A 19688-nucleotide genomic window follows, 5' to 3' on the forward strand; every position below is an offset into this window, starting at 1 on the left:
GCCTCAGCGGTTTTTTTCCGCCCAGCCACTGGTCACAAAAATCGGCCAAGCTCCTCGTTCAGTATCGCGAACAAACTGTCCGGCTTCCCATTCAGAAAGAAGTGATCGCCGGGAAGGATCTCGCCGCGGAAGCCGCCGGTGGTGTAGCCTCGCCATGAAGCCGCCGCCTCCGCGCCCCGGACCTCTTCGCTGCCGCCAAGAGCAAGGATGCGGCAGCTCAGCGGAGGACGCGGCTCGGGATGGTAGGTCTCTATCGCTTCGAAATCGGCATGCAGCACCGGCAGAATGATCTGAACCAGCTCCGGGTGCTCCAGCACTTCCGCCGGCGTGCCGTTCATCCTCATCACCTCGTCCAGAAACTGCTCGTCCGGCAAAGCGTGGATCGGCCGATCCCTCGCGGGCAAGTGCGGCGCGGCGCGACCGGAAACGATCAAACACGACGGCGACGGCAGGCCTCGCGCCTGCGCCCGTTGAGCCACTTCAAACGCCAGGCTCGCGCCCATGCTGTGCCCGAACAAGGCGTAAGGCCGGTCTAGCAACGGCGCAATCGCGTCCGTCGCCTCGTCGGCCAGCTGATCCAGCCGGTAGCGCAGCGCATCGTGAAACCGCCGCCCCCGCCCCGGCGGATGCATGGGCCGGACATCCACCTCGGCCGGAAGCCGCTCCTCCCAACCCCGGAACACCGCCGCGCCGCCGCCCGCATACGGAAAGCAAAACAGGCGCAGCGCCGCATGCCGGCCCGCCGGCGCGGCGTCCACCCACGCGCCGCCCGGCGCCGGCGTCCATTCGCGGTTCATGGCGCCACCTTGCGAACGAAACCGCCGGCCTCTTTAATCGCCGCCCTCGCCTCCGGCAGCATGGGCGCCAAGGTGGCCCATGCGTGCGGCAGCCGCCGCCACACCTTGAAGTCCACCGGGACGCGGGCCGCGCTCGCCTTGCGGGCCACGCGCGCGGCGTCGTCCAGCAGCACCTCGGTGTCGCTGGCCTGGATGAACAGATCGGGCAGACCAGCGTAATCGCCGTAGAGCGGCGAGGCGATGGGATGATCGGCCGCGGCGTCGCCAAGGTAGTAACGCGAGAAATTCCTCACCGCAACCGCGCTCAGCATCACGTCAGACGCATCGTTCGCTTCCAGAGACGCTCCGGTCGCCGCCAAATCCGTCCACGGCGAGAACAGCACCGCCCCGGCCGGCAAGGGCGCGCCCGCGTCGCGCAGCGACAGCAGCAAGGCGAGCGCCAGCCCGCCCCCCGACGAATCGCCGGCGATCACGATCCGGTCCGCCGCCACGCCCTCGTCCAGCAGCGCCTGATACGCCGCCAGCGCGTCGTCGACGGCGGCGGGGAACGGATGTTCCGGCGCAAGCCGGTAATCCAACGAAAACGCCCGCGCGTCGGCTTCCCGCGCCAGCGCGGCGGCCACGCCCCGGTGCGTGACCGGGGAGCAGAAGCAATAGCCGCCGCCGTGCAGATACAGAATGACCCGCCCGGTCGCCTCGCGCCGCTCGGCGGCCTCCGGCTCTATCCACTCGCCTCGCAACGCCTGCGCGTCCAGCTTGCGCACCCGCCATCCGCGCGGCGGCTTTGCTTCGCCGCGAGCCCATTTCGCGCTGCGCTCGCGCATTTCCTGAGCGGTCAGGCCGGGTTTGCGGGTCAGAGATTTGGCCGTTCTGCGCAACAGCCACGAAAAACATAGGTTTTGCCAACTCATTGATCAATTTCCGGTAGCAAGAAAGAGAAACGCGCCGCCACGCCCCGCGCGCGCCTCACCCGAACACCAACTTGCGATGCGCGGCGATGCCCGCCAGCGCGCCGTTGCCGATGGCCAGCGCCACGGTGCCGCCCCGATGCGTGATGTCGCCGCAAGCGAACACGCCCGGCGTGGAAGTCTCCATCGCGTCGTCGGTCCGCACATACGGCCCCAGCGGCCCCTCCTCTATCGCGCAGCCCAGTTGTTCCGCGACGGGGCTGGACAGGCGAATGCGGTTCATCGTGAACAGCCCGTCGAACGCGATCCGGCGCCCATCGGCAAGTTCGACGGTGGCGCGGTCGACAATGCGCGCGATCCGGTCGCGCACGATCTCAACGCCCCGCCGCGCCAGCGCCTCGCGCTGCTCCTCGTCCGGCTCGAAGCTAGCGTCGGTCAGAAAAACGGTCTGCCCCCACTCCGGCATCAACATCGCCGACAAATAGGACAAGGGCCCGCTGCCGAGCACGCCGATGCGGCCCCGATCCAGTTCGTAGCCGTGGCAGTAAGGGCAGTGGAACACGCTGTCCCCCCAGCGTTCCTCCAGGCCCTCCAGCTCCGGCAGCTCGTCCACCACGCCGAAGGCGAGCACCAGCTGGCGCGCCCTGTAGTGTTGCCCGGATGCGCAGATGAGCGTATAGCCGGCGTCGCTCCGCTCCGCCCGGACCACGCTGTCCTCCCGCCATTGCGCGTTAGGGTAAGCAAGCAGCTGTGCCTTGCCGTCCGCGGCGATCGCGTCCGGCGAACGTCCGTCCTGGCCGATCACGCCGTGAGATTGAGAGGCGAAGCGGTTGCGGCGCGCGCCGGCATCGATCACCAGCACGCGGCGGCGCGCGCGCGCGATCTGCAGCGCGGCGGATTGTCCGGCGTGACTGCCGCCGATCACGACGACGTCGAACAACATTGGGGAGGTTTCGGAATTCATGGGTCGAGAGTCCTTGATTGGAAATGAATGGGATGGCGCGCGGGCGGCCTTCATAGGCGGCCGCCGCCGCAAGCTTCCGCCGCGCGGTCCAGCAGCCAGCGCACGATCAGCTTGGCGCGCGGCACCCGCTGGCCTTCATCCCGGCGCCGCAGCGCCAGTTGCTGCGTGATTACCGCCAAGCGCAGCAGGCCGTAGGCATACCAATAGGCGGGAGCCGTCACCTCGCGTCCGGCCGCCGCCGCGTACAAATCGACCAGCTCCTCGCGCGTCGGCGCGCCCGGCGCGCAGCTCGGTCCAGGCGCGTCCAGCCGCAGCAGCGACGAGTCCCGGTTCTCTATCCAGTAAGCGAGTGCGGCGCCAAGGTCGGCCAGCGGATGGCCGACGGCGGCCAGCTCCCAGTCGACGACGCCCACCACCCGCGCGGGGTCGCCCGGATCGACGAGGATGTTGTCCAGCTTGTAGTCGTTGTGCAGCCAGGCCGCGGGCGCGGTCTCGGGCATATGCTCGGTCAGCCAGTCGGCCACGGCGCTGAAGTCGGCGTCTATCGCCCCGCCCGCCTCCTCCGCGTTCCAGCGCCGCCGCCACTCGCTCAGAATGCGACGCAGATAGTCGGGGGGCCGATCGGCGGGCGCGACCTCCAGCGCATGCAGGCTCGCCAGCGTCCCGATGAAGTTTTCCGCGAGCCGGCGCACCGTGTCGGGCGCGAGCGGCCCGCAAGCCGCCGGCGCGACGCCCTCCAGCTTTTCGACCAGCAACAAGGCGGCGTCGCAGTCCTCATCAACCGCCAGCGGCCTGGGCGCGAGCCGGAACTGGCCAGCCATCCGCTCAAGGAGCGCGAAACGACGCCGCGCTTCCCGCGCGCCGCCCTCCGGCAGCCAGTAGGCAATGAGCTCGCTGTCGCCCCCTTGCACCAAAAACACTTCGCTGGCCCGGCCGCCGCCGACCCGCGTCGCGCGCGCGCCCATGCCGGAGCGGCCCAATGCCGCCATCGCCCGCTCCGCGATTCGCGCGCTCATGTCAGCTCCCGGCGAAAGCCGGCCAGCGCATGGCGCGCCACCAGCGCTTTGTGGACTTCGTCCGGGCCGTCGTAAATCCGCCCCGCTCGTTCATGCCGCCACAACACGTTGAGAATCGTGTCGCCGCTGACGCCCAGCGCGCCTTGCACCTGCAGCGCGTGATCGAGCACAGTCTGCGTTGCGCCGGCCACGAAAAATTTCGCGATCGAGATGTCGATCTGCGCGCGCTCATGACGGTTTTGCAGCCGCGTGGCCGCCTGAGTCACCAGCAGCCGCGCGGCGTCTATCGACGCGCGGCTCTCGGCGATCCAGTTCTGCACGGTCTGGCGCGAGGACAATAGCTCGCCCGCAGCCAGCTCCCGGCGGCACGCCCGCCGGCACATTATGGCGAAGGCGCGCTCGCACACGCCAATCCAGCGCGCGCAATGATGCAGCCGCCCGGTGGCGAGCCGGGCCTGCAACACGACGAAGCCCTCGCCCGGCTTGCCCAGCATCGCGTCCTCGCCCACCCGACAATCGTCCAGCTCCAGTTCGCCGTGGCTGGCCCAGCCGCAGCCTTCGTCGCCCATTACGCGCAGATTGCGGACATGGCGGAAGCCCGGCGCGTCGGTCGGCACAATGAAGGTGCTGGTGCGCGCGTGCAGCGGCGCGGCCTCGTCGGTGACGGCCAGCACGATGGCGAAGCCCGCGCCGTCGGCGCCGGACGCGAACCATTTGCGGCCGCTCAAGTGCCAGCCGCCGTCCTTGTACACCGCCGTCGTTTTCAGCGAGGAGGGGTTGGATCCCGCGGACTCGGGCTCCGTCGCCGCGAAGCAGCTGCGCAGCTCGCCGCGCAGCAGCGGCTCCAGCCAGCGCCGGCGCTGCGCGGGAGTGGCGTACTCCAGCAGCACGTCGATATTGCCGGCGTCGGGCGCCTGGTAGTTGACCGCGTAATGGCCCAGCGGCGAGGCACCCAGCAGTTCGCCTACTTCCACCAGCTCAAGCAGGCTCAAGCCCAGGCCGCCGTCCGCGCGCGGCACCTGCGGCAGCCAGACGCCTTTCATCCGGTTGCTCTCGCGGATGCCGCTCATCAGCCGTTCAACGGTTTCGAAATCGCCGTTGGCGAGCGCCGCCTCCGGTTCCGCCAGCGCCGCTTCAACGGCGGCGAATGCCTTCACTCGTGTATTCATTGTTCTTCCTCGGTTTGCTTCACGGAAACGGATCGGCGCGCGGCGGCTTCCGCGGCGCGCAAAGCGGCGGCTAACCCGTTGACGAACGGGCGGCGCATGATGCCGATATGGTCGCCGGCCAGGCGAACCGCCGTCGCCGCGCCCGACGCAGCCTGACGCCAGCCGCTTATCAGCGCTTCACCGTCCCCGTCGGCGGCCACGATCATGTGCAAGGGCCCCGCATAAGGCGTCGCCGGCGCGTAATCGGTCAGCGAATGCGCAATGAAGGCGCGCACGCGCGCCGCGAATTCGGCCAGGCCGAGCGCCTCCGGCACCGCGCCCGCCTCGATCAAGCGCTCGCGCAAGCGTTCGACTCTCCTCGCATCGTCCAGCGCGTCGAATTCGCCTTCGTCGAACACCAGTTCGGCGTCGGCCAGGCGCGCGAAGCTGTTGCCGATCTCCGCTATCCAACGGCCGCCCTGCCAATCCTGTTTCCGCGACTGCGCCGCCGGCCCCGGCGGCAAGCTGTCCACCACCGCGACCCAGTCCACCGCCTCGCCCTGTCCGGCCAATTGCCGGGCAATCTCAAAAGCGACCCAACCGCCAAAGGAATGACCGCCGAGACGATACGGGCCGTAAGGCTGCACCCGCCGGATGTCCGCGATCAGCGCCGTCGCCGTCGCTTCCACGCTGTCCGCGTCGCCGGACAGCTCCATGCCCCACACCGAGAAGGCGTTCGGCAACTCGGCCGCGAGCGCGCGCAGATACGGCACATGGCCGCCCGCGCCAGGCGCGAAGAACAGCGGCGGCGCATCGCCCTGCGCGGACAAGGCGACGAGCGAGCCGACCCGTGCGCCGTCTTCGCCCGCGCCGTCTGTCTCTATGACGCGGGCTTGCTCGGCTACCGTTTGTGCCGTCAGCAAGCGAGCCACCACCGCTGAGTTCAGCCCAAACGCCCGGCCGGCGCGGGAGCAGATCCGCAGCATCAGCAGCGAGTCTCCGCCCAACGCCACAAAATCGCTGTCGTCGGACGGCGGTTCGCGCTTGAGCACGGCCGCCCATAGCGCCCTCAGTTCGCGTCGCAGGGCCGCGCCGCTAGGCCGCGCCGCCGCGGCCCTCCCGGCCGCGGCCGGCGTCGCGGCGGTAGAGGCCCCGCTCCGGCGCTCTCCGCCGTCCGCCCTTATCGCGCCGACGGCGCCTGCGCCCTCTGCCTCGGGCTCGCCCAGCAGCGTTCGCAAGGCGCCCGCATAGAGAGCCGCGAAGCGGTTGATGGTCGCCGTAGAGAAATACCCGCGCGACGGCACCAGCGTGATCCGCAGTGCGCGCTGCCGACCGTCGAAGCTGCTCTGCACCACCAGCGGCACATTAGTCATATCGCTCGCATAGCCGTCGGAAACCTCGATGTCGCGCACCGCTTCCTCCAGAGCGCGGAAATGCGTGAAGTTGAACAGCGCGTCGAACACCGTGCCGGCCTGTCGATGCAATTCGATCAAGGGATAGCGCCGGCGACTGAAGACTTCCAGCTCGGCCGACTGCACCGCGCGCACCAACGCGACGGCGTCGAAGGCGCCGGCCGGAAAGTCGAAACCCAACGGCAGACTGTTCAGGAACAGGCCCAGCACCCGATCGCCGTCAACACCCTCGCTGCGGCCGTTGAACACCACGCCGCTGGTCACCGAGGATGCGCCTGCGATGCGCGACAAGGCGAGCAGATGGGCCGTCAGCAGCACGCTTTTCACTGATGCGCCCGCGCTCGCGGCAAGCGCTTCCAGGCCAGCCGACTGGGCTGCCGAAATGGGCACTTCGACCGGCTCCGCGTCGCCGCCCGGCTCCCGCGCCAGCCGCGTGACCGGCAAGGATTGCAGACGCGCGCGCCACCAATCGCGCAGCGATTCCGAACGCGCCGCCTCGCGCTCCCGCTCGACGAAATCGCGGAACCGGCTCGCGGGCGCAGCCAGCGTCAGCGGCCGGCCGGCCAGCCGCGCCGAATAGTCGGAGATCAGCTCGGAGAGCAGCAGGTTGAAACTCCAGCCGTCCAGAATCGCGTGGTGCTTGGTCACGCCGATGTGCATCGCCTCTTCGCTCAAGCGGTGCACGGCGAAGCGGATCAGCGGCGGACGCTCGACGTCGAAGCGCCGGCGCCGCTCGGCTTCGCGCCAATCTCGAATCCGCGCGTCCTGCCGCTCCGGGTCCAGGCCTCGCCAATCGCTGACCGTCAGCGGCAAAGGCACTTGACGATGCACGTACTGCAGCGGCTCCTCGTCGGCCGCAAGGTCGAAAGCGGTGCGCAGCGCCGGATGGCGTTCAAAGGCGCCGCGGAGCGCCGCCTCTAGCGCGGCAGCGTCGAATGGCAGAGCCAGACGCTGGCCGTTGACGTTGTGGTAAGCCGAGTCCTGGCCGTGCCGCATCTCGTTGGCGAGCATCGCCATCTGCATTTCGCTGAGCGGATAGGCGTCCTCGTGGACGGCATCTAGCGGCGGCGCGCTCGCGGTCGGCGGCGCCGAGTCCGCCTGCCGGACGCGCGGCGCGAGCCGCTCTATGGTCAGCGAGCGCATCAAATCGTCCAGCGAAAAATCGATGTTGACCTTGTGCGCGGCGGACAGGATCTGAATGCTCAGGATGGAGTCGCCGCCCAGCTCGAAAAAGTTGTCGGTAACGCCGATAGGCGAGCGTTTGAGCACGGACTCGAACACACCGACCAGCGCCTGCTCCACCGCGTTGCGCGGCGCTATGCGCGGACGCGCCGCGTCGGCGTCCGCCGCCAGCGCGCCGGCCAGCCTGCGGCGATCCAGCTTGCCGTTGCTCGTCAGCGGAATCGCGTCCACCTCGACTAGGCGCGCCGGCACCGCATGCGGCGGCAGGCGCTGGGCAAGCCAGTCCCGCAGCGCGGAACCGGACACGCGCGCCGAACCGCGCGCCACCACAAAACCCGCCAATTGGGCGTGGCCGTCTATGGTCGCGTCGTCGACCATGACCGCTGCCGCGGCGACGTCCGGATGCCGGGCCAGCGTCGCCTCCACTTCGCCCAGCTCGATGCGGAAACCGCGGATCTTGACCTGGTCGTCGATGCGGCCCAGATAGTCCAGCTCGCCGCGCGCGTCGAAGCGCCCTAGGTCTCCGCTGCGATAAAGCCGCTCGCCGGGCAGGAACGGGTCCGCGATGAAACGCTCGCGGTCGAGCTCAGGACGATTGTGGTAACCGCGCGCCACGCCCTCCCCGCCCACGTGAATTTCGCCCGGCACGCCCGGCGGCACCGGATGCCCGGCGGCGTCGAGCAGGTAGACGCGGTAGCCCGGCAAGGGCCGGCCCACAGGGCTGCGCGACGACTGCGCGTCGCCCGGGCCCAATACGCGCTCGGTGACATGCACCGTGGTCTCGGTGATGCCGTAGAGATTGACCAGCGCCACCCCGCCCGCATCGTTCAGGCAGGCGGCGAACTGGCTGGGAATCGTCGCCTCGCCGCCAAAGAACACATAGCGCAAGCCGGCCGGCAAAGGCCGCCGCGCGTCGTCCAGCGCGTGCAGCAGTTGCTTGAAAGCGCTGGGGGTCTGGCTCAGCATCGTGACGCCCTCGCGTTCCAGCAGCGCGAGAAATTCGTCCGGCGTGCGCGAGCAGCGGTAAGGCACGATTTCCAACCGTCCGCCATGCAGCAAGGCGCCCCAGATTTCCCATACCGAGAAATCGAAGGCATAGGAATGGAACAAGGTCCATACGTCCGACGGTCCAATGCCGTAGCTCCGGCGCGTGGCCGCGAACAAATGGTCCGCGTTGCGGTGCTCCACGCACACGCCTTTAGGCTGCCCGGTCGAACCCGAGGTGTAGATCACATAGCACAGGTCCGCGGGCGAAGTGTCTCGCGGCGGCGGCGCGTCTTCGCGCTCGCCGGACGCCGCCGCATCCCCCATCCCGATCAGAACCCCGCCGAAATCCCCGAAGCGATCTCGCGCCTCCTCGCCGCAGATCAGCGCGCCGGCGCCGATATCGTCCAGCATCCATGCGAGGCGTTCCGACGGATGGTCGAGATCCAGCGGCACGTAAAAGGCGCCCGCCTTCAGCACGGCCAGAATCGCGACGACGCTGTCCATGCCGCGCCCAAACGCCAGCGCGACAGGCGCGTTGCCGCGCACCCCGGCCGCGTCCAGCCGCCAGGCCAGCCGGTTGGCGCGGCGATCCAGTTCCGCGTAAGTGAGCGTCTCGCCGTCGCACTTCAGCGCAACGGCGTCCGGCCGCGAGCGCGCTTGCGCCTCAAAACGGCGATGCAGGCACTGGCGCTCCGCATCGTCCGCGCGACGGGCCGCCGCGTTCCAGCGCGCGGCCAGCGTGCCGCCAGCTTCGTCGCCCAACAGCGACACCCGCGCGACGCTCAGCGCCGGGCCGCCGCGTTCAAACTGGCCCAACACCCCCGCCAGCATCTCCACGACCCGCTCTGCCGACGCCGCCGAGATCCGCTGGCGGTCGAAATGCAGACGCAGGCGCAAGCGCTCGCCGGGAATCGCCACCACGGTCAGCGGGTAATTGGTCTGTTCGACCACCTCGACATCGCTCACGCCCAGTTGCTCGCGATAGCGTTTCGCATCCGCCCGCGCCGGGTAGTTCTCAAACACCACCAAGCTCTCGAACAAGGGCGCGCCGGGAGCGACTCCGCTCCAGCCCGGAATCGCGTGCAGCGGGGTATACGCATAGGCTTCGGCGTCGACGTGCTGGCGATGCAGCCGCCGCAGCCAGTCGCCCAGCGTCAGTTCAAGGTCGACGGACGCGCGCGTCGGCAGCGCGTTGACAAAGAGCCCCACCATCTGCTCGACGCCGCGCAGCGCCGCCGGCCGGCCGGACACGGTGGTGCCGAACACCACGTCGTCGCGGCCGCTCGCGCGCGCCAACAACAAGGCCCAGGCGGCCTGGATCACCGTGCTCTGCGTGAGCTCGCACTCTCGCGCCAAACGCTGCAATCCCTCGCTCGTTCGCGCGTCGAGCTCGCGTTCTATCAGACCGTGGCCGGGTGCGCGGTCCGGACGCGCGTCGTCGGCGAACGGCAGGGACGTGGCCGAGCGCACATCGCCCAGCCGCGCTCGCCAGAAAGCCTCGGCCTCGGCGCCGTCCTGTTCGTCCAACCAGCGCAGGAAGGCGCTGTACGGCTGGGGCGGCGGCATAGCCGGAACGACGCTGCGCCGGTAAGCGTCGTAAAAGGCGAGCGCCTCCCCCAGCACAATCTGCACCGACCAACCATCCAGCAGCAGATGGTGATAGCTCCACACGAACTCGTAGCGCTCCTCTCCGGTGCGGAATAAGGCGCAACGCATCAGCGGCGCGCGGCTCAGGTGAAAGCCGGGACGCCGGTCCGCGTCCCGATAGGCGGCGAGACGGCGCTGCTGCTCCTCTTGGTCAAACGCTCGCCAGTCCTCCTCCACCCACGGCAGTTCGACGTCGCGGAAGACCACTTGCACCGGCTTGGACGGGCCGTCCCACAAAAAGCCGGTGCGCAGCACGCCGTGCCGCGCGACCACCGCTTCCAGCGCGCGCCGGTAATCGGCGGCGTTGAGCGCGGCGTGGAAGGAGCAAGCCACCTGTTCGTAATAGACGCCTGACTCCGGCGCCTTCAGCGTATGAAACAGCAGGCCCTGTTGCGTCGGCGTCAACGGCAGCATGGTCTCGACTTTCGAGCGGGCTTGCTGTGCGGTATTCGATAATGTTTGGTTCATAACTGTTCGTTCAGTAGCTGTAACACTTCGTCGATATCGTTCTGGTCCAGATGAGCAAGCGGCAGGTCCGACGGCGTCAGCCCTCCAGACTCCGGCGACTGGCAATGCGCCAGCACCGCGTCCAGTTCCGCGCGGAAGCCCTCCGCCAGCGCCTTGATCGCGTCTTCCCGCTGTCGCGCCGCGCTATACAGCCAGTCCACCCGTAAGCGCCCTTCATGCACCTGCGCCACCACATCCAGCCCGTAGCGCCGCGTCATCCCCGCCCCGCGCGTCCCGCCCGGCGGCTCCCCCAACCACGTGGAGCGCGGCTCGCCGCCCTCCTCCAGCCGCCATTGGCCCAGGTAGTTGAAGCACACCGTGCGCGCGTGGCCGCCCAGCTCCGACCCGCGGCCGCCGTAACGCAGCGCGTGGTAAGCCAGGCCGCCGTCCGGCACGCTCCGCATCCGCTCCTTCACCCGTTTCAGGTCTCCTGACAGCTCCCCGCTCAGCGGCAGCCGCAGCGGATACAGGCTGGTGAACCAGCCCACGGTGCGCGACACATCCACGCCCGCCAGCCCGTCACGGCCGTGCCCTTCCAGGTCCAGCACGCATTCCTCCGCGCCCGTCCATTGGCGCAAGGCCCGCGCCAGCGCGGTCACCAGCAATTCTTCCGGACGCATCCGGTAAGCCTCGCCCGCTTGCCGCAGCCAGCGTTCCGTCGTCTCCGCGTCCCACTGCAGCGAGACCCGCGACTCGGCCGCCACCGTATCCTCGGCCGCGTTGAAACCCGGCAGCGGCATGCCCGGCGCATCCATCTCCCGCCAGTAACTCAGCGTTGAGTCCGGCAAGGTTTCCGCCCATTCCCACAGCCGCTGCGACCACGCCTGATACGACACCGTCTTGGCCGGCCATGCCGCCGCCTCGCCCCGGCTCAGCGCCGCGTAGGCCCGCCACAGGTCTTCCAGCAGAATCCGCCACGACACCCCGTCCACCGAGGCGTGATGCGCCAGCCACAGCAAGCGCCAGCCCTCGTCCAGCCGGTACAGCCGCGCCGCCCACAGGCTCGCGCCGCCCAAACGCAGGCTGGCTTGCAACGCGGCGGCGTCCCGCTCCAGCGCGGCCTCCGCATCGGCCAGACCGCGCAAGTCCACGGCCTTCACTTCCACCGGTTCGCCCGCGCCACTTTCCTGAATCCAGCGCTCTCCATCCCGCCGCCAGCCTATCCGCAGCGCGTCGTGCCGCTGCGCCACCGCCTGCAGCGCGCCAATCAGCGACTCCGCGTCGACGGCCCCGTCCAGGCCCAGATAGGCCCCCTGATTGAACTGTTCCCAGTCCGTGCCCGGCCAGTCCAGATACCAGGCCTGAATCGGGCCGGGCCTCACTTCGCCGACCACCTCGCCCTGCTCCGCCTGCGCGCCGGCTTCTTCCGCCGCGCAGCCTTCCGCCGCCAGTTCCGCAATCGTCGGATAGCGGAATACTTGCTGCGGGCTGAGGCGCAAGCCCCGCTCCGCCGCCCGCGACGCCATCTGAATGCTCAGGATGGAGTCGCCGCCCAGCGCGAAGAAGTTATCCCTCACCCCCACGCGTTCCAGCCCCAGCAGGCCTTGCCAGATTTCCACCAGCGCCGCCTCGGCCTCGGTCTCCGCCGCCGCCGCTCCCGTCTCGACCACCGGATCCGGCAGGCGCTTGCGGTCCACTTTGCCGTTGGCGCTCAGCGGCAAGCTGTCCAGCGCCATGATCGACGCGGGCAGCATGTAGGGCGGCAAGCGCCGCGCCAGCGCGTCGCGAACCGCGGCGAGATCCAAACTCGCGCCCGGCAGCAACAGCACATAGCCGGCGATGATTCGCCGCCCGTCTCGCTCGACCACCGAAGCCACGCCGCGCTCCACGCCCGGCGCCGCCGCTAGCGCGGCTTCGATTTCGCCGATCTCGATCCGGAAGCCGCCGATCTTGACCTGGTCGTCCACTCGTCCCAGGAATTCGAGATTGCCGTCGGCAAGAACGCGCGCGCGGTCGCCGGTCCGGTACATCCGCTCGCCCGGCACAAAGGGATTGTCGACAAAACGGTAAGCAGTGAGATCCGGCTGGCCGAGATAACCCAGCGCCACGCCCGCGCCGGCGATCCACAGATCGCCCGGCACGCCCACCGGCACCGCTTGCAGCGAGGAGGACAACACATAAAGCCGCTGCCCCGGCAGATGGCGACCGTAGGGCACGAAGGCGGCGTCGGACGCCAGTTCCCGCGTGTCGTACCAGCACGACCAGATGGCCGCCTCGGTGGCGCCGCCCAGCGCCAGCACCTCGGGATCGGACGTCGCGGCCGCTCGGATCTGCGCGGGTAGCCCCACCGGCACGCGGTCGCCGCTCAACATCGCCAGCTTCAAGGAAGGCGGCAGCGCGCGCCCGCTTTGCCGGCACTCAAGCAGCAACAGCTCCATCACCGCCGGCACGGATTCCCATACCGTCGCCCCCTCGCGCGTCATCAGTTCCAGCCACACGGCTGGCGCGATCGTCGACGATTCCGGCGCGAGCAAGACGGCGGCGCCCGCCGTGAACGCACCGAAGAAATCGAATACCGACAGGTCGAAACCCGCCGCCGACACGCACATCAAGCGGTCGGACGCGCCTATCTCATAGCGGCGCAGGAAGACCTCTATCGTCAGCGAGGCCGCGTGATGGGTGATCATCACGCCCTTGGGTTTGCCGGTGGACCCGGAGGTGAACATCACATAGGCCAGATCGTCGGGCACCGCGTCCGGCAGCGCGACATCGGCCGGCGGCGTTTCGTCGATCAGGATCGCCCGCGCGGCGACGCCGTCCAACATCGGCAGATGCTCGCGCGTCGTCAGCACGTAGCCGACCGTGGCCAGCAGATCGCGCAATCGTCCCGGCGGCATCGCCGGATCGGCCGGCACATAAGCGCTGCCGGCGCGCATCACGCCCGAGTACGCGGCGACCGCGCGCGCGCTCCTAGGCAGCAGCACGGCGACCGGTTCGCGCTTCGCGCCCGCCGCCGCCACGGCCCTCGCCGTGCGCAGCGTCTCGTCGGCCAGCTCCCGGTAATTCATCGCTTCGTCCACGCCGATGATCGCCGGCGCCAGCGGCGTCAGCTCGGCGTGCCGCTCGATGCCCGCGTGCAGCAGATAACCTTCGCCTACCGGCGGCGTCGCGTTCCAGTCGTGAATCAGCCGGCGCGCCTCGTCGTCGCCCACCAGGGTCAGATCGCCAAGCTGGGCGTCCGGCTGCGCGGCGAGCTGGGAGAGCAGGTGCATGAAGCTCGCGCCCAAGCGCCCTATGCTCTCCTCGTCGTAACGCGAGGCGTCGAAATCGACGTAGAGCACGGTCTCCTCGCCCGGAATCAACTGGCCGACCAGCGGATAGTTGGTGCGCGTTTCGGCGGCTGCGAACTCGCTGACGTCGAAACCGGCATCGCCCCGGGCCAGCGTCCGATCCACCGGATAGTTTTCCACCACGAACAAGCTGCTCAGGAGCTCGCCGCCCTCGTAGCCCGCCCAGCGCTGGATGTCTGTGAGCGAGGCCGCCCCCAGCCTGGCCCGCTCACTCTGCTGTTCATGTAACTGCCGCAGCCATTGCGATACGCTCGCGTCGTCGTCCATGCCCACGCGCACCGGCACCGTGTTGATGAAAAGGCCGACCATCCGCTCGACGCCCGGCAAGGTCGCCGGCCGGCCGGACAAGGTGGTGCCGAACACCACGTCGCGCCCGCCGCCGGCATAGCCCAGCGTCAACGCCCAAGCGCCGGTCAGCAGGCTGGCGCGGGTTACGCCGGCCCGCCGCGCGGCGCGGTCTACCTGCTCGCGCAGCGCCGCGTCGAAGACGAAGGCGCGCCGGCCCTGGCCCTGCGCTTGAGGTCCGCGCGCCGGAGACGCGAAACCAATGGGCGTGGGCTCCTCTATGCCCTCCAGCACTTGCTTCCAGTACGCGGCCTGTTCGCTCTCGTCCCGCGCGGCCAGCCAGTTCACGAAGGGCAGAAAACGGCTGCCCGGCAGCGGAGCCGCCTCGCCCGCGCCGAGCTCGGCGTAACGGCCAAGCACCTGCTTCAGAATCAGCGGCACCGACCAGCCGTCCACCACCGCGTGGTGGTAGCTCCACAAGAAGCGCCAAGCGTCGCCGGACTCGCGCACCAGGGTGCCGCGCAGCAAGGGTCCGCGTTCGAGATCGAAGCCGCGTTCGCGGTCAAGCTCGCGCAAGGCCGCGAAGCGGCTGGCGCAGGCGTCGGCGGACACGTCTCCCCAATCCAGCGTCTCCCAGTCCGGGTCCAGACGAGGGTGAACGATTTGGACCGCGCTCTTCAGCCCCCGCCAGCGGAAGGTGGTGCGCAGCGCGGCGTGCGCCGCCGCAACATCGAACCAGGCTTGGCGGAAGCGCTCCGCATCGAAAGCCCCGCTCATTTTCCAGTGCAGTTGTTCCACGTAGAGCGGCGCGCCGTCGTCGGCAATGGAATGGAACAAAATGCCCTGCTGCAGCGGCGTAAGACCGTACAGGGCCTCCAGCCGCGGATGCTCGCGCTCGATCGCGTCGATCTCGCTCTGGTCCAGATGAGCAAGCGGCAGGTCCGACGGCGTCAGCCCTCCAGACTCCGGCGACTGGCAATGCGCCAGCACCGCGTCCAGTTCCGCGCGGAAGCCATCGGCCAGCGCCTTGATCGCGTCTTCCCGCTGTCTCGCCGCGCTATACAGCCAGTCCACCCGCAAGCGCCCTTCGTGCACCTGCGCCACCACGTCCAGCCCGTAGCGCCGCGTCATCCCCGCCCCGCGCGTCCCGCCCGGCGGCTCGCCCAACCACGTGGAGCGCGGCTCGCCGCCCTCCTCCAGCCGCCATTGGCCCAGGTAGTTGAAGCACACCGTGCGCGCATGGCCGCCCAGCGCCGACCCTCGGCCGCCGTAACGCAGCGCGTGGTAAGCCAGGCCGCCGTCCGGCACGCTCCGCATCCGCTCCTTCACCCGTTTCAGATCCCCTGACAGCTCCCCGCTCAGCGGCAGCCGCAGCGGATACAGGCTGGTGAACCAGCCCACGGTGCGCGACACGTCCACGCCCGCCAGCCCGTCACGGCCGTGCCCTTCCAGGTCCAGCACGCATTCCTCCGCGCCCGTCCATTGGCGCAAGGCCCGCGCCAGCGCGGTCACCAGCAATTCTTCCGGACGCATCCGGTAAGCCTCGCCCGCTTGCCGCAGCCAGCGTTCCGTCGTCTCCGGCTCCCACTGCAGCGAGACCCGCGACTCGGCCGCCACTGTATCCTCGGCCGTGCTGAAACCCGGCAGCGGCATGCCCGGCGCGTCCATCTCCCGCCAGTAACTCAGCGTTGAGTCCGGCAAGGTTTCCGCCCATTCCCACAGCCGCTGCGACCACGCCTGATACGACACCGTCTTGGCCGGCCATGCCGCCGCCTCGCCCCGGCTCAGCGCCACGTAGGCCCGCCACAGGTCTTCCAGCAGAATCCGCCACGACACCCCGTCCACCGAGGCGTGATGCGCCAGCCACAGCAAGCGCCAGCCCTCGTCCAGCCGGTACAGCCGCGCCGCCCACAGGCTCGCGCCGCCCAAACGCAGGCTGGCTTGCAACGCGGCGGCGTCCCGCTCCAGCGCGGCCTCCGCATCGGCCAGACCGCGCAAGTCCACGGCCTTCACTTCCACCGGTTCGCCCGCGCCGCTTTCCTGAATCCAGCGCTCTCCATCCCGCCGCCAGCCTATCCGCAGCGCGTCGTGCCGCTGCGCCACCGCCTGCAGCGCGCCAATCAGCGACTCCGCGTCGACGGTCCCGTCCAGGCCCAGATAGGCCCCCTGATTGAACTGTTCCCAGTCCGTGCCCGGCCAGTCCAGATACCAGGCCTGAATCGGGCCGGGCCTCACTTCGCCGACCACCTCGCCCTGCTCCGCCTGCGCGCCGGCTTCTTCCGCCGCGCAGCCTTCCGCCGCCAGTTCCGCAATCGTCGGATAGCGGAATACTTGCTGCGGGCTGAGGCGCAAGCCCCGCTCCGCCGCCCGCGACGCCATCTGAATGCTCAGGATGGAGTCGCCGCCCAGCGCGAAGAAGTTATCCCTCACCCCCACGCGTTCCAGCCCCAGCAGGCCTTGCCAGATTTCCACCAGAGCCGCCTCGGCCTCGGTCTCCGCCGCCGCCGCCCCCGTCTCGACCACCGGATCCGGCAGACGCTTACGGTCCACTTTGCCGTTGGCGGACTGCGGCAAGGCGTCCAGCCAGACCCAGACGCGCGGCACCATATAACCCGGCAGCCGCGCCTCCAGCCACGCCTGCACCGCGGCGGAATCCGCGGCCTCGCCCGAATCCGGCCGCGCCACCAGATAGCCGACCAATTGCTTCTCGTCCGCGGCGCTGCGCCGCAGCGCGACGGCGCAACCGCTCAGCCCAGGGTGGTGGCCCAGCGTCGCCTCGATCTCGCCCAGTTCTATCCGATAGCCGCGCAGCTTGATCTGCTCGTCGATCCGGCCCAGGAACTCCAATACCCCGTCGCGCCGCCAGCGCACGCGGTCGCCAGTGCGATACCAGCGTCCGCCGTCCGGCGGCGGGGCGGCGACGAAACGCTCCGCCGTCAAATCGGCGCGCCCCAGATAGCCTAACGCGAGTCCGTCGCCGCCCGCCCACAGCTCGCCGGGCACGCCGACGGGCACCAGGCGGCCTCCCGCGTCGACCACCCGCACCTCGGTGTTGCCGATAGGCCGCCCAATCGGAATCGAGCCGCGCCGCGCGTCGCCGGCCGTCACCCGATGGCTGCAAGTAAAGGTGGTGTTTTCCGTCGGGCCGTAGCCGTTGATCAGCGCAACGCCGGGGCAGGCCTCGAGAAAAGCCCGGCAGCTGGCCACCGGCAGCGCGTCGCCGCCGGTCAGCAGTTCGCGCAGGCCGCCAAGCGCGGCCGGCTCCTCTTCCACCGCCATGCGGAACAGGTCGGCGGTCAACCACATCGTGGTGACGCCGTCGCGCGACGCCGCGTCCAGAAACGGCATGCCCGGCTCCGCGACCACCAACCGCCCGCCGTTCAACCAACATCCCCAGATTTCGAACGTTGAGGCGTCGAAACCCAGCGGAGACTGCTGCAACATCACCGTAGACGCGTCCAGCCGCGCATAGCCGCCGCCGGTCGCTAGCCTCGCCACCGCGCGGTGCGGCACCGCCACGCCCTTGGGCTGACCGGTGGACCCCGAGGTGTACATCACATAGGCCAGGCTCTCCGCCTCCGCGGGCCGCGCTTCAGACTGGAGCGGCCGCGCGACGCCGGCCTCGCAATCGGCCAGGCTCAACACCGGCCCGGCATAATCGCCGAGCCATCCGGCGTCCAAGCCGTCGGCGATGATCATCAGCGCCGGCGCGGCATCCGCCGTCATCGCGCTCAAGCGCGCGGCCGGATAAGTCGGATCAAGCGGCAAATAGGCGGCGCCCGCCTTCAGCACGGCAAGGAAGGCGGCGAGCAGCCGCGGCGAGCGCTCGCCCGCGACGCCCACCACCGCGCCCGCTTCGACGCCGGCCGCGCGCAGCGCGCCGGCCGCGCGGTCCGACCACTGATCAAGCTCCGCGTAAGTCCAGCGCACGCCGCCCTGCTCCAGCGCGACGCGTCCGGGATGGTCCGCCGCGCGCTCGCGAAACAGCCGGTCTATCGCGGCGTCGGCGCGATACGGCAGCTCATGCCGCCCCCATCCTCGCAGACGCGCCTCTTCCTCGGCGGATAATATGGGCAAGGCGCGCGCGTCCGCGTCGGGCGAGGCGAGCGCCGCGCGCAGCAGCGCCAGGTAGTGCTCGCCCAACTGGCGGATGGTGGCCGCTTCGTACAGATCGGTGTTGTACTGCCACACCGCGAAAGTGCCTCGCTCGTCGCCTTCGATCGACAGATAGAGATCGAAGCGCGCGAACGGGCTGTCCAGATCGAAGGGCACGGCCGCGCCGCTCGCGGTGCGCACCGCCGGCAGACGGACGTTCTGGAAAGCGAACACCGTCTGCGCGAACTGTTCGTGCCGGGGGCCGCCGCGCGCGCGCAGCCGCTCCACAATGGCGTCCAGCGGCACGCCCTGACGGGCGAACGCCCGCGCGCTGGCGTCGCGAGCCCGGTCCACCAGCGCGCCGAAGCTATCGCCCTCGCCCACCTTGGTGGCCAGCGCCACCAGGTTGACGAAATAGCCGGCGATCTCCTCCGCGGCCTGGAAAGGCCGGTTGGCCGCCGGCGTCAGCGTCAGCGCGCGCGCTTCGCCGGTATAACGATGTTGAAGCAGCGCGAAGGCGCTGAACAAAGTGGTGAACAGCGTGGTGTTGCGGCTGCGGGAGAACGCGGCGGCCGCGTCCATGCAATCGGCCGGAATCTCGAAGCGCTCGGTGCCGCCGCGCCCGCTCATCGCCGGCGGACGCGGGCGGTCGCCGCGTATCGCCGGCACCTCGTTCACTTCCGCCAAGTCGTCCACCCAGGCGTCCAGTTGCGCCGCGTAGTCCGGCGACGCCATCCAGCGGCGCTGCCAGGCGGAATAGTCTCGATAGCTGAGGCCGGACGCCGAAGCCTCTGCCGCGTCCGGCGACGCGAGATAGGCGCTGAAATCGCGAATCAGCACGCTCATCGACCAGCGGTCGAAGATGGCGTGATGGATGGTGAGCACCAGCACGGCGGCGCGCTCGGGCGTCGAGAACAAATCGACGCGCCACATCGGCGCGCCGGCGGCAAACGGCAGCCGGGCCAAGTCGGCGGCGCGCGCGCGCAAGGCGTCGTCGCCGTCCACCGTCCACGCTTGCAGCGTGACGATCGGCTCGGGCAAAACCGTCTGTCGCACCGGCTCGCCCTCGCTGAAAACAGTGCGCAGGATGTCGTGCCGACGCGCGAGCGCGGCGAAGGCGCGGGCCACAGCCTCCGCGTCCACCGCGTCCGCGAGTTCGATCGCCGCCTGTTCGTTGTACATCGCCGGATCGCCCAACCTTGTCGCCGCGACCAAACGAGCCTGCCCCGGCGACAAGGCCGCCGCGTCGCCGGCCTCGCCCGGCTGCGCCGGCGCCAGCGGCGCGGCGCGCGCGCCCTCGTCGTCGAGCACGCGCAACAGTTCCTCCTTGGCCTCGCGCAGCCGCGCGACCAGCGCGGCGTCTAGCGCGCCCTGCGGCGCTTGTACCTGAAGCTGATCGCCGCGACGGCACAGCGTGACGCCCGCGTCGGCAAGATCGCTCATGAGCCGT

The 19688-nt window shown here is 69.7% G+C and carries 7 protein-coding genes; all 7 read right to left on the reverse strand.

What is annotated here, in order from left to right:
* Window positions 1–32: 32 nt before the first annotated feature.
* The 7 genes from MOV80_RS11080 to MOV80_RS11110 are packed head-to-tail and all read right to left on the reverse strand — an operon-like array spanning window position 33 to window position 19681.
* Window positions 33–797 (reverse strand): thioesterase domain-containing protein, encoded by a 765-nt coding sequence (locus tag MOV80_RS11080; protein ID WP_118268169.1) that lies wholly within the window; start codon window positions 795–797, stop codon window positions 33–35.
* On the reverse strand, window positions 794–1708 hold the full coding sequence (locus tag MOV80_RS11085; RefSeq protein WP_162897103.1) for an alpha/beta hydrolase: 915 nt from the start codon (window positions 1706–1708) through the stop codon (window positions 794–796). The genes MOV80_RS11080 and MOV80_RS11085 overlap by 4 nt, the downstream gene beginning before the upstream one ends.
* Window positions 1709–1763: 55 nt before the next feature.
* Window positions 1764–2669 (reverse strand): NAD(P)/FAD-dependent oxidoreductase, encoded by a 906-nt coding sequence (locus MOV80_RS11090; RefSeq protein WP_081574682.1) that lies wholly within the window; start codon window positions 2667–2669, stop codon window positions 1764–1766.
* A gap of 50 nt (window positions 2670–2719) precedes the next feature.
* Window positions 2720–3685, reverse strand: coding sequence for a phosphotransferase family protein (locus tag MOV80_RS11095; protein WP_249605103.1), 966 nt, complete (start codon window positions 3683–3685; stop codon window positions 2720–2722).
* Window positions 3682–4854 carry an acyl-CoA dehydrogenase gene (locus MOV80_RS11100; RefSeq protein WP_039756561.1) on the reverse strand — a complete coding sequence of 391 codons (1173 nt, stop codon included), beginning with the start codon at window positions 4852–4854 and terminating at the stop codon, window positions 3682–3684. Before MOV80_RS11100 ends, MOV80_RS11095 begins: the two co-directional genes overlap by 4 nt.
* The gene (locus MOV80_RS11105) at window positions 4851–10529 is read right to left on the reverse strand and encodes a non-ribosomal peptide synthetase (RefSeq protein ID WP_249605104.1); all 5679 of its coding nucleotides are present in this window, start codon (window positions 10527–10529) and stop codon (window positions 4851–4853) included. The genes MOV80_RS11100 and MOV80_RS11105 overlap by 4 nt, the downstream gene beginning before the upstream one ends.
* Window positions 10526–19681, reverse strand: a complete 9156-nt coding sequence (locus MOV80_RS11110; RefSeq protein ID WP_275975331.1) for a non-ribosomal peptide synthetase — start codon at window positions 19679–19681, stop codon at window positions 10526–10528. The genes MOV80_RS11105 and MOV80_RS11110 overlap by 4 nt, the downstream gene beginning before the upstream one ends.
* Between the last annotated feature and the right edge of the window lie 7 nt (window positions 19682–19688).

The organism is Chromobacterium sp. IRSSSOUMB001 (assembly GCF_023507765.1).
Taxonomy (GTDB): Bacteria; Pseudomonadota; Gammaproteobacteria; order Burkholderiales; family Chromobacteriaceae; genus Chromobacterium; species Chromobacterium haemolyticum.

What these genes read in the sequence shown, in the direction of transcription:
- MOV80_RS11080 (WP_118268169.1), bottom strand. Translation starts at nt 797, where the DNA reads ATGAACCGCGAATGGACGCCGGCGCCGGGCGGCGCGTGGGTGGACGCC.
- MOV80_RS11085 (WP_162897103.1), bottom strand. Translation starts at nt 1,708, where the DNA reads ATGAGTTGGCAAAACCTATGTTTTTCGTGGCTGTTGCGCAGAACGGCC.
- MOV80_RS11090 (WP_081574682.1), bottom strand. Translation starts at nt 2,669, where the DNA reads ATGAATTCCGAAACCTCCCCAATGTTGTTCGACGTCGTCGTGATCGGC.
- MOV80_RS11095 (WP_249605103.1), bottom strand. Translation starts at nt 3,685, where the DNA reads ATGAGCGCGCGAATCGCGGAGCGGGCGATGGCGGCATTGGGCCGCTCC.
- MOV80_RS11100 (WP_039756561.1), bottom strand. Translation starts at nt 4,854, where the DNA reads ATGAATACACGAGTGAAGGCATTCGCCGCCGTTGAAGCGGCGCTGGCG.
- MOV80_RS11105 (WP_249605104.1), bottom strand. Translation starts at nt 10,529, where the DNA reads ATGAACCAAACATTATCGAATACCGCACAGCAAGCCCGCTCGAAAGTC.
- MOV80_RS11110 (WP_275975331.1), bottom strand. Translation starts at nt 19,681, where the DNA reads ATGAGCGATCTTGCCGACGCGGGCGTCACGCTGTGCCGTCGCGGCGAT.